The sequence below is a fragment of the Streptomyces sp. NBC_00310 genome (genome assembly GCF_036208085.1).
GTDB lineage: Bacteria > Actinomycetota > Actinomycetes > Streptomycetales > Streptomycetaceae > Streptomyces.
Genome location: NZ_CP130714.1, coordinates 5747922 through 5761151, shown reverse-complemented (window position 1 = coordinate 5761151; position 13230 = coordinate 5747922). Strand labels below are relative to the sequence as shown.

Here is a 13230-nt window from a genome sequence, read left to right as displayed (position 1 = left end):
GCGACCATCACCTCACGTAACGACCTGGGAGCAGCCCGCGATGGCTCGACACCTCATCACCAGCGCCCTTCCGTACATCAACGGGATCAAGCACCTGGGCAACATGGTGGGGTCCATGCTCCCGGCGGACGTGTACTCCCGCTACCTCCGCCAGCGCGGCCACGACGTCCTGTACATCTGTGCGACGGACGAGCACGGCACCCCGGCCGAGCTGGCCGCGAAGGAGCAGGGCCTGCCGGTCGCCGAGTTCTGCGCCCAGGCGCACGACGCGCAGAAGGCCGTCTACGACGGTTTCGCGCTCGCCTTCGACTACTTCGGCCGCAGCTCCAGCCCGCAGAACGTCGAGATCACCCAGCACTTCGCCCGCCGGCTGAAGGAGAACGGGTTCATCGAGGAGCGGGCCATCCGCCAGGTGTACTCGCCGGCCGACGGCCGCTTCCTCCCGGACCGCTATGTCGAGGGCACCTGCCCGCACTGCGGCTACGACAAGGCCCGCGGCGACCAGTGCGAGAACTGCACCCGGGTCCTGGACCCCACGGACCTCATCGAGCCCCGCTCGGCGATCTCCGGCTCCACCGACCTGGAGGTCCGCGAGACCAAGCACCTCTTCCTCCTCCAGTCCGAGCTGCAGCACGAGGTCGAGGCCTGGGTCAGCGCGCACGAGCACGAGTGGCCGCAGCTGGCGTCCTCCATCGCCCGCAAGTGGCTGACCGAGGGCCTGCACGACCGCGCGATCACCCGTGACCTGGACTGGGGCGTCCCGGTCCCCGCCGACACATGGCCCGAGCTGGCCGCCGAGGGCAAGGTCTTCTACGTGTGGTTCGACGCCCCGATCGAGTACATCGGCGCGACGAAGGAGTGGTCGGACCAGGACCCGGAGAACCGCGACTGGAAGTCCTGGTGGTACGACGTCGACACCGACGTCCGCTACACGGAGTTCATGGCGAAGGACAACGTCCCCTTCCACACGGTGATGTTCCCGGCCACCGAGCTGGGCATCCGGGAGCCGTGGAAGAAGGTCGACGTCGTCAAGGCGTTCAACTGGCTGACGTACTACGGCGGGAAGTTCTCCACCTCGCAGAAGCGCGGTGTCTTCACCGACCAGGCCCTGGAGATCCTCCCGGCGGACTACTGGCGCTACTTCCTCATCGCCAACGCCCCCGAGTCGGACGACTCGTCCTTCACCTGGGAGCACTTCACCGCCACGGTCAACAAGGACCTCGCCGACACCCTCGGCAACTTCGTCAACCGCGTCCTGTCCTTCTCCCGCAAGCGCTTCGGCGACGAGGTCCCGGCGGGTTCCGCGGCCGGTGAGGCGGAGACGAAGCTGGGCGAGGAGATCGCCCGCCTCCTCGCCGAGTACGAGGCGCAGATGGAGGCCCTCCAGTTCCGCAAGGCGGCGGCGGCGCTGCGCGCCCTGTGGTCGGCGGGCAACTCCTACCTGGAGGAGAAGGCCCCCTGGCTGGAGATCAAGACCGACCAGGACGGCGCGGCCCTCACCCTCCGCACCGCCATGAACCTCATCCACCTCTACTCGGTGGTCTCCGAGCCCTTCATCCCGGCGTCCTCGGCCGCCATGCGTGCCGCCTTCGCCCTCAAGGACGACACGGCGACCTGGGTCACGGCAGCCGAGGCCAAGGCCCTCGACTCCGTCCCGTCCGGCACCCCGTTCACCGTCCCCCCGGTCCTCTTCGCCAAGCTGACGGAGGACGACCTGGAGGCGTACAAGGAGCGCTTCGGCGGCGAGCCGGCGTAACGCCCAAGCATCAGAACAAGGGCTCGGTGACGTACGGCGTCACCGGGCCCTGCGTCGTCATGGGAGACACCGCCGGTGTACCGGCCCCGGTCAACGCGTCACCGTGCGCCGCCGCCCCTGGGTGGTCACCGACGTCGTCCGCTCGACCGCCGCAAGTGACGACCCTTCGCGTGCCGCCGAAGCCGCCACCACTACAGCTGGACGGCGAAGCCCAGCGCCTCGTGGCGCCGGTCCTGTTCCTTAACCAGCCCGCCTCGTCGCCGGACAGGGTGAAGTGGTCCACCACCCCGTCCAGACCCAGATCCCGCCCCACTGACAGCCCCTTCTGCATGCCGTGATCGGTATTCGGGCTGGACGGTAGAAGCACAGCTGTACACGGCGCACGAACATCGGCGAAGCGGTCCGGCGGGGTGGGCGGGCCTGGTCGCGGCGTCGGACGATCAGTTCAGGCGAAGGCTGTATGCCCAGCGGCCTTGCCCGTGGCATCCCTGCGCATGGCGGTCATGTCCAGGTCCGCCAGATCGGGGAACCGGCGACAGTTGAATACGCGAGCTCATCAGTATGGATCCCTGTGCAGTCGACGAGGGCTGTCAAACGGCGCGCTGTGGGAACTTCGTGAGGACTGGGCGAGGCTCGCGGTGGCCCGGCAGCGAATATGTCGGGCCACCTCCCGGTCAGTGAATCTCGGTGCGTTTTTCGAGGCGAGTGCCGTGGCGAAGGGTGATCGACATCAGGTCGCTGGGGGCGTTCAGCTCCAGGCGGTGCCAACGGCCGCGGGGGACGATCACTGCGGTGCCTGCCTGCAACTGCACCATGTCCTCGGCGCCACCGGGCGTGGTGGCACGGAAGTAGAGGCGGACGCCGCCAGTCAGGCAGCACACCGCCTCTTCGGCCTCCGGGTGCATCTCCCAGTGGTCGGCGTGAACGTCGACGTCGGTCTCCACGTGGAACGTCGTGATCTGCCAGGCGCAGTCGCTGCTCGTCATCTGCCGTTCGGCGGCTCGGACATCGCCGTCGGGGCGGAACTGCAGCGCGGAGACGAACAGGTCGATGGGGGTCGTCGTCATGATGGTGTTCCTTCCAGTCGGTTCTTTGCGGGGGCGGCGGGTTGCGGGTCAGGCAGGGCGGCATGGCGTCGGGGCAACACCCCGATCGCCACGACTGCCGCGAGCACGAAGAGGCCGGCGGTGACGGCCAGGCCCAGGGCGTAGCCGTCGTTGAGCGCGGCAGGGTCGGTGGCCGTGCCGGTGCGGTATGCGGCGATGGTGGCCAGGGCGGCCAAGCCGACGCAGCCGCCGAGTTGGCGGGAGCTGTTGAAAAGGCCGGAGGCCATGCCGGCCTCGCGGGAGGCGACGCCGGTGGTCGCGGCGGCGGCGACCGGGGCCAGGACCAGTCCGACGCCGACGCCGGTGATGAGGCAGGGACCGAGCACGTCGGTGAGGAAACCGCCGCCGGGGCTGATGAACGCGAACCAGGCCAGGCCCACGGCGGCCAGCAGAGCGCCGGGCACCAGGGCAGCTCGGGGGGTGCGTGCCGTGGTGACGCGGGTCGCGATGACGGTGCCCGCGACCAGGCTCACGGAGAACGGCAGGAACGCGGCGCCGGTCTCCGCGGCACCCATGCCCAGGACCTGCTGCACGTACAGGGACACGAAGTAGAACGCCGTGAACTGCCCGGCCGCGGCCAAGAAAACCAGCACGTTGGCGCCGGCCACCCAGCGACTGCGCAGCAGGCCGAGGCGCAGCAGCGGCGCGGGGGCTCTGGATTCGGCGAGGATGAAGGCGGCCAGGAGCGCGGCCGCAGCGGCGAGGGTCGCCACGGTGGCCAGGCATCCCCATCCTCGGGCGTCGGTGCGGACGACACCGAACACCAGCAGCCCGACTCCGCCGGTCGCCAGGACAGCGCCGAGCACGTCCAGCCTCTCGCGCCGGTCGGGCTGTGCTCCCGCGGGCACGCCTGCCGGAACCAGCGCGAGAGCCGCTGCCACGATGGGCAGGTTGACCAGCATCACCCAGCGCCAACCCGCGTACTCGGTCAGCAGACCACCTGCCAGTACTCCCACCGCTCCCCCTGCGGCGTTCACCGCGCTCCACACCCCGAGCGCCCGGACACGCCGAGGGCCCTCAGAGAACGTCGTGGTGAGCATGCCCAGCGCGGCTGGGGCGGCCGCGGCAGCCCCCAGCCCCTGGCCGGCACGGGCCGCGATCAGTTGCCAAGGCGCCTGGGCCAGCCCGCCCGCCAGCGAGCACAGCCCGAAGACGGCCAGGCCCACCACGAACAGCCGACGGTGACCGTACAGGTCACAAGCGCGGCCTCCCAGTAACAGCAGGCCGCCGAATGTGAGCGCGTAGACGTGCACGATCCACGACAGGTCGAGCGGCGCGATTCCCAGCGCGGTACGGATCGCGGGCAATGCGACGTTGACCACCGACATGTCCAGGGCGAAGACGAACTGGGCGACGGCCGCCGCCGCCAGCACCACTCCAGGTCGCCCCTGTTGGTTTTTATACACGTAAAGAAACTAGCGCCAGGAGATCGCCGTTGTCGACACCTGGGGAATGATGGGGGCATGCCGCAGCCGTCCGCACCGCGCAAATCTCCTGGCCGACCTCCCCGCATCTCCCGCGAGGAGGTCATCGGGACGGCCCGCCGAATCGTGACCGAGGAAGGCGTGGACCGTCTGACCATGCGGCGGCTGGCCACGGAGATCGGCAGTACGCCGATGGCGCTCTACCACCACGTCCGCAACAAGGAAGAACTGCTCGTCCTGCTGCTGGATGACTACGCGGCGCAGGCGCTGCGCCGATCCGAACTGCCCGCCCACCCTCGCCAGCGGATCGTCGTTGCCGCCGCCGCGATCCACGAGGCGCTCGCCGCCTGTCCCTGGATCGTGGAAGTGCTGACCGCCGATGACCTGATGTCCACGTCAGCGCTGTGGTTTGTCGAGCAGATCGTCGACGGCCTGGTCGAATGCGGACTGTCCCCCGAGCAGGCCGTGCACGGTTACCGCGCGATCTGGTACTACACCGCTGGAGAGATCGTGGTCCGGGCGACAGCGGCCCGGCGGCGCGCAGACGACGACCGAGGGACCTACCGGGAGCAAGTCTTCGGCAATCTCGACCCGGGTGAGCTGCCCCGGTTGGCACAGATCGCGGACCGCTGGGCACCGCTGACCGGCGAGGACACTTACCTTGACGGGCTCCGAGCTCTGGTCGATGGCCTTCTCGCCCCCCGCTGACGATTTTCCGTCGCCGATGATGTGCGCCTGGCCCTTGGCCGGACACTCCCCACTGGATCCCATGTGTCCTTGAGTGTCGGCAAACGACCGTCTGTCGACACTCATACGCGTGATCACGAACCCGCAGGTGGGCACTGTTGACAACTCGCGTCGGAAATCAACGTCGGTGAACGGTCGTCGGAGTCGTTTCCGACAATGCTTCTTGGCTACTGCCGCACTTCGACGGCCGATCAGAAACCCGACCACCAGATCGACGCACTTCTCCGCAACGGCGTCGACCGCGACAACATCCACGTCGACGTCGCCAACGGCGCGAAAGCCTCCCGCCCCAAGCTCGACCTCGTCATGCAGTTGATGCGCGAGGGTGACACGTTGAAGGTCACCCGGCTCGACCGGCTCTCCCGCTCCGTGCTGCACCTGGTGACCCTCGGCGCCGAGCTGCGGGAGCGCGGGATCGGGCTGCACGTCATCGGGCAGGGCATCGACACCTCCACCATGGAAGGCCGGGCCATGTTCGGGATGCTCAGCGTGCTCGCGGAGCTCCAGAGAGAGCTGAGCGTGGCGAACACGAACGACGGGCTCGCCTCCGCGCGGGCCCGCGGCCGGATGGGCGGGCGCCGGCCGAAGCTCACGGCCGACCAGGCCGAGCTCGCCCAGCAGCTCTACGACGCCCGGGAGAAGACCGTCCAGTAGATCGCCGACATGTTCAACGTGCGCCGTTCCACGGTCTACGGACACCTCGACAAGGCCAAGGCCGTGCCCCGCCAGCCGAAAAAGACCGCTGCGGCGAAGCCCTGAAAGCTGCCGGCGGGTTACTTGTCACTTGGTTCGCTACTCGTTAACAACACGACGGCCGTGGGTTCAGCGTGACTGAGGAACTTTCACCGGGAACCCACGGCGTCTTCGGCAGGCAGGCTCGGAAGTGCGGTGGGTTCGTCGCTGCTGTTTCGGTTATGGCCGGAGCTTCCGTGCCTGCGAGTCGAAGCAGTTGATCGTGGCCCCTCAGTCGATACAGAACTCGTTGCCCTCGATGTCCTGCATCGGGATGCACGAATCATTGCCGTCATACAACGTTCGTACGTGTACTGCGCCGAGCGGGACCAGTCGTGCGCATTCAGCTTCAAGTGCGGCGAGTCGCTCTTCACCCACGAGTCCAGTGCCGACCCGCACGTCAAGATGCAGCCGGTTCTTGGCGGCCTTTCCTTCGGGGACGCGCTGGAAATACAGTCGCGGGCCCACACCTGAGGGATCTATGCAGGCGAACCATGAATCCCGCTGCTCAGGTGGCTGCGAGCGCTTGAAATCGTCCCAAGTGGCAAACCCCTCTGGTGGCGGCGGTACGACATACCCCAACACCTCGCACCAGAAACGAGCGAGGCGCTCAGGTTCTGCGCAGTCGAAGGTGACTTGGAACTTCTTGATCGATGGCATCGGTCCACAGTAGTGGCGCGTGCTGGTCACCGAGATCCCGGGGTTTCATCGCCGTGCGGGTCGAGGTCTCGCGTGACATGAGTAGCGCCAACAGACCAGGTCGCCTGAGCCGACGAGCGAATCGGACCAGATCACCTGTGACAGGGGTCAATTAGCATGAGACGAGACAGTACGAAGTCCGCGGACAAACCCGCGCTCTTCGCGGCGATCCGACGAGACGCTCAAGCTGAACAACTGCCTGTCACACACCTGGTGAGACGCCACCGCGTCAGTCACGCCACCGTCCGGCAGGCCCTGAACTCGCCCACGCCACCACCCCGCAAGAAGCGACCTCCCACCGTGGGCCCGGCCAAGGGACGGATCCGCCCGGTGATCGACGCCATCCTCGACGAGTACGCCGCCACCCACGCCGGCCAGTTCCCCACCATGAGGGTGATCTGGGAGAAGTTGCTGGACGACCACCATGTCACCGCCGCTTACGCCACCGTCCACCGATACCTGACTAAACATCCGCACTGGAGCCAGGACACCCTGGTCCGGCAGCCTGACCAGCGTTCGGGAGACTTCCTTGCAACGGCCCAACTGCCCTTCCAGAGCAACGTGATCAAGCACTACCGGGCACTGCTGGCCGCAGTCCGCCGAGACCCGGCACGGCACGGACTCGACGGCTCCTAAGCCACGACGACGGCCTTCATCCTCGGCCTCGACGCCGGAAGCTCGTGGAGCATGCTCACCGGATTCCAAGAATGGCTCGTCGTCCGACTCGGCAAGGGACACGACCTGACCTGGCCCGTTCTCGTCCGCCACCTCGCCCCCGGAGGCTGGACCCACCCCACTCTCCGCACAGACCGACATTGCAGCCGTGACTACGCTCTACCAGCTCATCGGGGAATTCTTCACCACACGAGAACAGCCGGACGGCCCTGCCCGGGTCTTCCGGACCTACCAGTCCTGGGAGATCACCCAGGACTGGTATCACCTCGAAGACCTGGCGAAGTTGCCGGGCTCACGCGAGGGCCTACGGCCTGACTAACCCGGTCGAATTTCGAGCAAGGAGCCGCAGACCACATCCTGTCCATCGTCTCCTGCTGACTTGATACTGATCAGCGGGTGGGGAACGAAGCCAGAGCAAGATCCCACTGGTCAGCTGCGCGAAGCAGAGCAGCCATATCTACCTGGGCCTCGACGAAGTACCGGTAGAGGTCTGCTCCGTTTTCACCCTGCTGCCATGGGGGTGCCGCCTCCATAGACAGATGCACACGAATCACCGCACCATCCTCGCTTCGATCGACGAGGCTGAAGGCCAGGACCGGCTCGACGAACTGCATGTCCGGGGACAGCGAGCCGTCGGCATCCGGTCCGGTCACCACAACCGTCCCCGCCGCCACCGCGCGCAGCCAAGCGGACACCTGGCGGGCCTCATCGATCAGCAGACAAGGATCAGTGAAAGCCCAGATGCCCTCCGGAGTCATCACCGAGCCACCAATGACCAGCCAGTTGTCATCGTATGAGTCGCCGCGGACCGCGGAGAACTGATACCGCAACGGGCAAAGCTCGACACTGCTTACCTGATCACCCAAGAGCATTGCCAAAGGGTGTCACAGACCTCCTCGACGCTGCACAGGCCCTCACAACACGTCACCACAACCCCGTGGGTGAGCTGGGCAAGACGGGCCGTTTGACATCCAACTGAGTCGCTCCAGGTCAGGGCGACGATCTGGACTAAATTCCTTGTCAAAGGACATTCACCCTCGGCGGCCTGCTCGACTGATAGTCACCAGTTGAGATCCCCCCACTGGCGGTTAGCTGGCGGGGAGTTGTCTGGCCGCCAGTGATCACTCCGCGTGAGGGGGCCGCGTCGGCTTGCCGCAGTGGAGCCCTGGCCTCACCGGGCCGGGATGTGCGCCGCTCCGAACCGACGCTTGGCCATGCCGAGGCGTTCATACGTGGCGATGGCCGGCGCGTTGCTGGTGAGCACCATGAGCGCGGCGCGGCCGTAGCCGTTGACGAGGGCGTCCAGGACGAAGCCGGACACGGCCCGGGCAAGACCGCGGCCGCGGGCGGATGGGTGGGTGACCACCCCACCCATGAACATTTCCGCTGGCTTCTGGCACCTGAGAACGACGTCATGCGCCTCGCGTGATGCCGGACGGAGGCGGACGACCTGGTCGCCGGGTCCCGGCGGAGGGGCTGTGCCCCGTCACCCTCCCGCACCCGTCGGCGACCCGGTTCTGCGGACACGGTGCCACCGCCCGGCCACCGGAGAAGGGTGGCCGGGCGGTGGCACGTCCACAGGGAAGCGGTCAGGAGAGGGTGCCCGCGCCCGTCGTGCCGGTCAGGTCGGTCAGGAGGCTGGTGACCGTGGTCTGGAGGCCGGCCGTGAGGGCCGGGGTCCAGTTGACGGTCGTCTTCAGCTTCTTGGAGTTCGCGGCGTTGTACGCGGCGACGACGTCGGTGGCCTTGCCGTTGACGAGGTTGCCGGTGCCGGCGACCGAGCCCGTGCCGTCGCCGCTCAGCAGCTTGGCGACCTTCGCGTCGGCTGGGATCTTCCAGACGTTGCGCTCGGCGACCACCTGGGCCTTGGCGCGGGAGTCGAGGCTGTACTTGGGGGCGTAGCCGTTGACCGTGGTGGTGTCGTAGACGTTGTTGTAGAGGTGGATCTGGCCGATGCGGGCCAGGGGCGCCCGCTGCACGATCCCCTTCCACAGGTTGTGGTGGATCGTCACGCGCAGCTTCCCGGTGGAGTCGGTGTCGCTGGAGCCGATCAGCATCGTCTTGTCGTGGTTGAGGAACTGGTTGCGCTCCACGGTCACCAGGTCGGAGCCGTTGGTGATGTCGAGGGCGCCGTCGTGGACCTGGTACTTGCGGCCGTAGTACGTCGCCTCGGTCTTGTCGAAGGTCGGCGCGTCGGTGAACGTGTTGTGGTCGGCCCAGACGTTGGTCGCGCCACGCAGCGTCACGGAGTCGTAGTTGGAGTTCCACTCACCGGCCGAGCCGTCGGTCGGGTCCCACTGCGGGAAGCAGTCCTGGGTGTCCGCGAAGGTCAGGTTGCGGATGATGACGTTCTTGACGTTCTGGACCAGGACGCTGCCGCCGAGGATGCCGGCCTTGGTGCCGGGGACGCCCACGATGGTGGTGTTGGACGGCACCCTGAGGACGATGTTCTTCTTCTGCTTGTCCTGAGCGGCCTTGCGGGCGGTCTCCTGGGTGCCCGACGGGGCCTTCTTGCCGTACGTCGCCGGGTCGAACGCCTTGAGGTAGGCGGAGAGCGAGTAGCCGGTGCCGGAGGCGTAGTCCGCGCAGGTCAGCTTCTTGCCGGAGTCGTTCGTGTTGGCGTCGATCGTGCCCTTGACCTTGATGATGCGGGGCGTGGTGTCGGTCGCGGAGCCGAGCGCCTTCACGAGCTGGGCCCGGGTCGACACCGTGAAGGTGTGTGCCGCGTCGGCCTTCGCACCGCCGGTCGTACCGGAACCGGACGCCGCCCAGCCGTCCTTGGCGGGCAGCACCTGGTGGTAGAGGTCCACGGGATAGGCGTTGGCGTTCATCACGAGGACGCCGGCGCCGACAGCGGCGGCCACGGCTGCGGCGGAGACCACGAGGGTCCGGCGCGTGCGAAGGGACCGGCGGTGGGACGGGCGCGGGGAGGCAGAGGCCACGGATGAGTCCTTACGTAACGTACGTGGTTCGGGAGAACACGTGGTTCGTGTGGAGCCCCCGTGAAGGGGGTTCCGACTCATGTGTGGTCGCCGTGTCGGGAAAGGTTGCCTCCAACTTCCCTGTCCGCCGGGGGATCTGAGCCGCGGTCAGCCGAGGTTCGACTTCACGTGGCTGATGACCTGCTCGAACTCCTTCTTGGGCGAGAAGTCCACGTACTCGCAATCCTCAAGCGCTTCCGGTGCGTGCCCGGGCGGCCAGTAGAAGGCCTCGCCCTCCTCGTAGGTCTTGTCGCCCTCCTTGGTGTGCATCACGAGCCGGCCCTTGAACATGTAGCCCCAGTGGGGGACCTGGCACAGGCCGTCGGGTTCGTCCTTGAGGGCCGGCCGCATGTCCGTCCCCTGGGGGAACCGGACGAAGGCGACCTCCGTGCCGCCGCCGATGTCCCGCATACGCAGTTCGACGCCGTCGCCCTCGATCTCGACGGGTGTATCCGCCCGCGTGACTGCCGTCATGATTCCTCCACGACCGATCCGCCGCGGGGCCTCGGGAAACTCCCTGCCGGGGTCCGCTCTCTCGGGAACCCCGCACTTTCCAGTCTGCGCCCGCCTCACGCACACCTCGAATCGGGGTGAGTTGCGTCACGACCGAAATGCGCCTGATGGAATCGATCGACCTGCTTTTCCGAAGCGACAAATGCCGCCTCCTCGATATCTATGGGGCACTTGCCGCCACGAGTGGCAAATTCACCTGATCATCCGGTTCACGATGCCCCCACCCGTCACCCCGGCAGGGCGGCCTTCTGCCTGGTCCCGCTTGCGCGCGAGGGGCCTGAGCGGGTGCCCCGACGGCTGGGTCAGTCCGTCCTCACACCCCCGGGAAACGCGATCGACACCGCCCCGACAGTCGCACGGGCGTTCGTTGCCCGGTGCGCTCGGCGGTCCCCATAATGACCGGGCTCGCCAGGGCGGCGGCCAACCAGGGGGTCATTCAGGACCAGAGCCGGACGAAGTCGGACCACTCAGTGAGGCCACGCATGTCACGTATGAACAGTCATCGCCGGAAGACGAAACGCTCGGGGACGAAAGGGTCGCAGACCGCGCGCTCGGAAACCGGGCGTCCGAGAACGAAGCGCCGGAAGATAGCCATCGCCACCGCCGTCGTGCTGGTCGTGGGTGCCGTGGGCATCCCCACCGCGGCGCTGGCCGGCGGCCACGGGCTGGGCGGCTGGAGCAGTGTGGCGTCCTCCTGGTGGGGAGGGAACACGTCGGATCAGGCTGCCCCGGAACCCGCGCGCACACCCACCCCGTCCGCGACGGAAGCCTCCGCGAGCGCCTCCCCCACACCGTCGCGCAAGAAGCGCCCGTCGCGCTCCCCGAGCCCGAGCGCGTCCCCGTCGAAGTCCGGCAGTCCGGCCGCCAAGTCCACCCCCGACACCGCCGACACCCCGGACAGGACCACCTCACCTCCGACCGCCCCCAAGGCGACGAAGGCCACGAGGTCCGACACCACTACTCCCACCACCTCCACCGGCGACACGGACTCCGGCCCCACGGCCCGTGTACTGACCCTGGTCAACGCCGAACGCGAGAAGGCGGGTTGCTCGCCGGTGACCGTGGACTCCAAGCTCACCAAGGCCGCGCAGGACCACAGCCAGGACATGGCCGACCACACGAACATGTCCCACACCGGCTCCGACGGCTCGTCCATGAGCGACCGCCTCGCCCGCGTCGGCTACCGCTTCAGCACGGCGGGCGAGAACGTCGCCGCCGGCTACGGCACCGCCGACACCGTCATGGACGGCTGGATGAACAGCCCCGGCCACAAGGCCAACATCCTCAACTGCGCCTTCAAGGAAATCGGCATCGGCCTGGCGGGCCCGGGCAACTACTGGACCCAGAACTTCGGCTCACAGGCATAGCCGCCGAGGTGCCGTATGAGGGCGGCGACACCGTGACGGGTGACGGGGAGTATTCGGGCGGGGTCGTCGCTCTCGCGGAGGAGGATGCGGGAAGGGGAGAGGGCGAGTTCGACGCAATTCGTGCCGTCGGATCCGCTGGAGAAGCTGGACTTCTGCCACTGGGTCACGTCCTACAGCTCCTTCGCAAGACGGTGGATGTAGTCCCGGGACGGTGCGGGGTCGAGCGACACCCCGGCCACTCTATGAAACAGCGCGCGCATTGCCTTCAGCTGTGCGGGAGCATCCATGAAGGCGGGCCCGTACGGCGTGTCCCGCTGCGCCGTGTCCAGCGCGGGGACCCGGCCTCCCGCATAGATCAACTCCGCGCTCGCCCCCGCGAATCCGTCGACGTCGAACGGAATGACTCGCAGGGTGACACCGTGATTCTCGGACAGCGCGAGGAGCGAGTCCAGTTGGGTCCGCGCCACACTCCGGTCGGCGACCCGGGTGCGCAGCACGGGCTCATGCAGCACCGCCGTGTACGGCGTTTCCTCGCGCCCGAGAACGACCTTGCGGCTCATCCGGTGCTCGACGCGTAGCTCCACTTCGCTCGGCCGAAGCTCGGGGCGCCAGTACGTGTACACGGCCCGCGCGTACTCCTCGGTCTGCAGCAACCCCGGGACATGGGCGGTGGCGATGTCCTGGAGGTACGTGGCGTGGTGCTCCATCTCCGCCAGATCCGCGAAGATCGGAGGCAGCACACCCGCGAACTTCTCCCACCAGCCTCGCGTCCGATCTGTCGCCATGGCCACGAGTGCTCCGACCAACTCCTGGTCGGTGCAGGTGTAGTGAGCCGCCAGCTGTCGTACACGCTGTTCGCTGACGCCCGCGATGCCCGCTTCCATGTGGCTCATCTGCGCCGATGTCGACCCGAGGAACCGCGCCACATCCCGGGCGGTCAGACCGGCGGCCTCCCTCAGCCTGCGCAGCTCCGTGCCCAGTCGCACCTGACGCTCGGTCGGCTGACTCCTCGGCGGCATGCGGACCTCTTCCTCAACAAGCCGTACCGGCATCCCACTTATGGGGGTCAGACTACGCAACCGGCTTGCGGTGGCACAAATTAATGCCATACCGTCGGTGACGCACCGCACACCCTGCGGAACCACCGGCCCCCCGGAAGCGCACCGCCCCGTCCTGCCACGGCGGGTGCGGCAGGCCACCGGTCGCCCCCAACTCCCCCGCCAGCCAGAG

14 protein-coding genes and 1 pseudogene are annotated in these 13230 nt (G+C 67.6%); 6 read left to right on the top strand and 9 right to left on the bottom strand.

Translation table 11 applies throughout. The annotated features are described in order from the left end of the window. Nucleotides 1-40 precede the first annotated feature (40 nt). The gene (gene metG / locus OG202_RS25295; RefSeq protein ID WP_327728722.1) at nt 41-1756 is read left to right on the top strand and encodes a methionine--tRNA ligase; all 1716 of its coding nucleotides are present in this window, start codon (nt 41-43) and stop codon (nt 1754-1756) included. Between the two features lie 674 nt (nt 1757-2430). On the opposite strand, the gene OG202_RS25290 is transcribed toward metG, so the two are convergent. Both OG202_RS25290 and OG202_RS25285 read right to left on the bottom strand, forming a co-directional pair. Then, nucleotides 2431-2823: a cupin gene (locus OG202_RS25290; protein WP_327728723.1), complete on the bottom strand. Its 393-nt coding sequence runs from the start codon at nt 2821-2823 to the stop codon at nt 2431-2433. Next, nucleotides 2820-4238 (bottom strand): MFS transporter, encoded by a 1419-nt coding sequence (locus OG202_RS25285; protein WP_327728724.1) that lies wholly within the window; start codon nt 4236-4238, stop codon nt 2820-2822. Before OG202_RS25285 ends, OG202_RS25290 begins: the two co-directional genes overlap by 4 nt. An 87-nt stretch (nt 4239-4325) precedes the next feature. On the opposite strand from OG202_RS25285, the gene OG202_RS25280 reads away from it, so the two are divergent. Then, nucleotides 4326-4994, top strand: coding sequence for a TetR/AcrR family transcriptional regulator (locus OG202_RS25280; protein ID WP_327728725.1), 669 nt, complete (start codon nt 4326-4328; stop codon nt 4992-4994). 195 nt (nt 4995-5189) lie between these two features. Further along, nucleotides 5190-5687 carry a recombinase family protein gene (locus OG202_RS25275; protein WP_327728726.1) on the top strand — a complete coding sequence of 166 codons (498 nt, stop codon included), beginning with the start codon at nt 5190-5192 and terminating at the stop codon, nt 5685-5687. Between the two features lie 309 nt (nt 5688-5996). Here OG202_RS25275 and OG202_RS25270 read toward each other — a convergent pair whose 3' ends face one another. Then, nucleotides 5997-6425, bottom strand: coding sequence for a VOC family protein (locus OG202_RS25270; protein ID WP_327728727.1), 429 nt, complete (start codon nt 6423-6425; stop codon nt 5997-5999). A 252-nt stretch (nt 6426-6677) separates the two neighbouring features. Between OG202_RS25270 and OG202_RS25265 the strand changes: the two genes are divergently transcribed. Next, on the top strand, nt 6678-7100 hold the full coding sequence (locus tag OG202_RS25265; RefSeq protein WP_328223614.1) for a hypothetical protein: 423 nt from the start codon (nt 6678-6680) through the stop codon (nt 7098-7100). Between the two features lie 187 nt (nt 7101-7287). Continuing rightward, entirely contained in the window at nt 7288-7458 is a 171-nt protein-coding gene (locus OG202_RS25260; RefSeq protein ID WP_327728729.1) for a hypothetical protein, read from the top strand. Nucleotides 7459-7528: 70 nt separating this feature from the next. On the opposite strand, the gene OG202_RS25255 is transcribed toward OG202_RS25260, so the two are convergent. The 4 genes and pseudogenes from OG202_RS25255 to OG202_RS25240 all read right to left on the bottom strand — a co-directional run bounded on the left by OG202_RS25255 (nt 7529) and on the right by OG202_RS25240 (nt 10594). Then, a complete protein-coding gene (locus OG202_RS25255) occupies nt 7529-8011 on the bottom strand; it encodes a WapI family immunity protein (RefSeq protein WP_327728730.1) in 483 nt (160 codons plus the stop codon). A 299-nt stretch (nt 8012-8310) separates the two neighbouring features. Further along, nucleotides 8311-8526, bottom strand: a pseudogene (locus OG202_RS25250) (GNAT family N-acetyltransferase); the annotation flags it as partial. Between the two features lie 202 nt (nt 8527-8728). After that, nucleotides 8729-10081 carry a pectate lyase family protein gene (locus OG202_RS25245; protein ID WP_327728731.1) on the bottom strand — a complete coding sequence of 451 codons (1353 nt, stop codon included), beginning with the start codon at nt 10079-10081 and terminating at the stop codon, nt 8729-8731. Between the two features lie 147 nt (nt 10082-10228). Beyond that, nucleotides 10229-10594 carry a hypothetical protein gene (locus OG202_RS25240; protein WP_328223613.1) on the bottom strand — a complete coding sequence of 122 codons (366 nt, stop codon included), beginning with the start codon at nt 10592-10594 and terminating at the stop codon, nt 10229-10231. 665 nt (nt 10595-11259) lie between these two features. Between OG202_RS25240 and OG202_RS25235 the strand changes: the two genes are divergently transcribed. Then, complete coding sequence (locus OG202_RS25235; RefSeq protein ID WP_327728733.1) at nt 11260-12000, top strand: CAP domain-containing protein; 741 nt, start codon at nt 11260-11262, stop codon at nt 11998-12000. On the opposite strand, the gene OG202_RS25230 is transcribed toward OG202_RS25235, so the two are convergent. Next, a complete protein-coding gene (locus OG202_RS25230; RefSeq protein WP_327728734.1) occupies nt 11967-12167 on the bottom strand; it encodes a DUF397 domain-containing protein in 201 nt (66 codons plus the stop codon). The two genes, OG202_RS25235 and OG202_RS25230, sit on opposite strands and share 34 nt — an antisense overlap. Nucleotides 12168-12170: 3 nt before the next feature. After that, nucleotides 12171-13019 carry a helix-turn-helix domain-containing protein gene (locus OG202_RS25225; protein ID WP_327728735.1) on the bottom strand — a complete coding sequence of 283 codons (849 nt, stop codon included), beginning with the start codon at nt 13017-13019 and terminating at the stop codon, nt 12171-12173. Between the last annotated feature and the right edge of the window lie 211 nt (nt 13020-13230).

What these genes read in the sequence shown, in the direction of transcription:
- metG (WP_327728722.1), top strand. Translation starts at nt 41, where the DNA reads ATGGCTCGACACCTCATCACCAGCGCCCTTCCGTACATCAACGGGATC.
- OG202_RS25280 (WP_327728725.1), top strand. Translation starts at nt 4,326, where the DNA reads ATGCCGCAGCCGTCCGCACCGCGCAAATCTCCTGGCCGACCTCCCCGC.
- OG202_RS25290 (WP_327728723.1), bottom strand. Translation starts at nt 2,823, where the DNA reads ATGACGACGACCCCCATCGACCTGTTCGTCTCCGCGCTGCAGTTCCGC.
- OG202_RS25225 (WP_327728735.1), bottom strand. Translation starts at nt 13,019, where the DNA reads ATGCCGCCGAGGAGTCAGCCGACCGAGCGTCAGGTGCGACTGGGCACG.
- OG202_RS25240 (WP_328223613.1), bottom strand. Translation starts at nt 10,594, where the DNA reads ATGACGGCAGTCACGCGGGCGGATACACCCGTCGAGATCGAGGGCGAC.
- OG202_RS25255 (WP_327728730.1), bottom strand. Translation starts at nt 8,011, where the DNA reads ATGCTCTTGGGTGATCAGGTAAGCAGTGTCGAGCTTTGCCCGTTGCGG.
- OG202_RS25270 (WP_327728727.1), bottom strand. Translation starts at nt 6,425, where the DNA reads ATGCCATCGATCAAGAAGTTCCAAGTCACCTTCGACTGCGCAGAACCT.
- OG202_RS25275 (WP_327728726.1), top strand. Translation starts at nt 5,190, where the DNA reads ATGCTTCTTGGCTACTGCCGCACTTCGACGGCCGATCAGAAACCCGAC.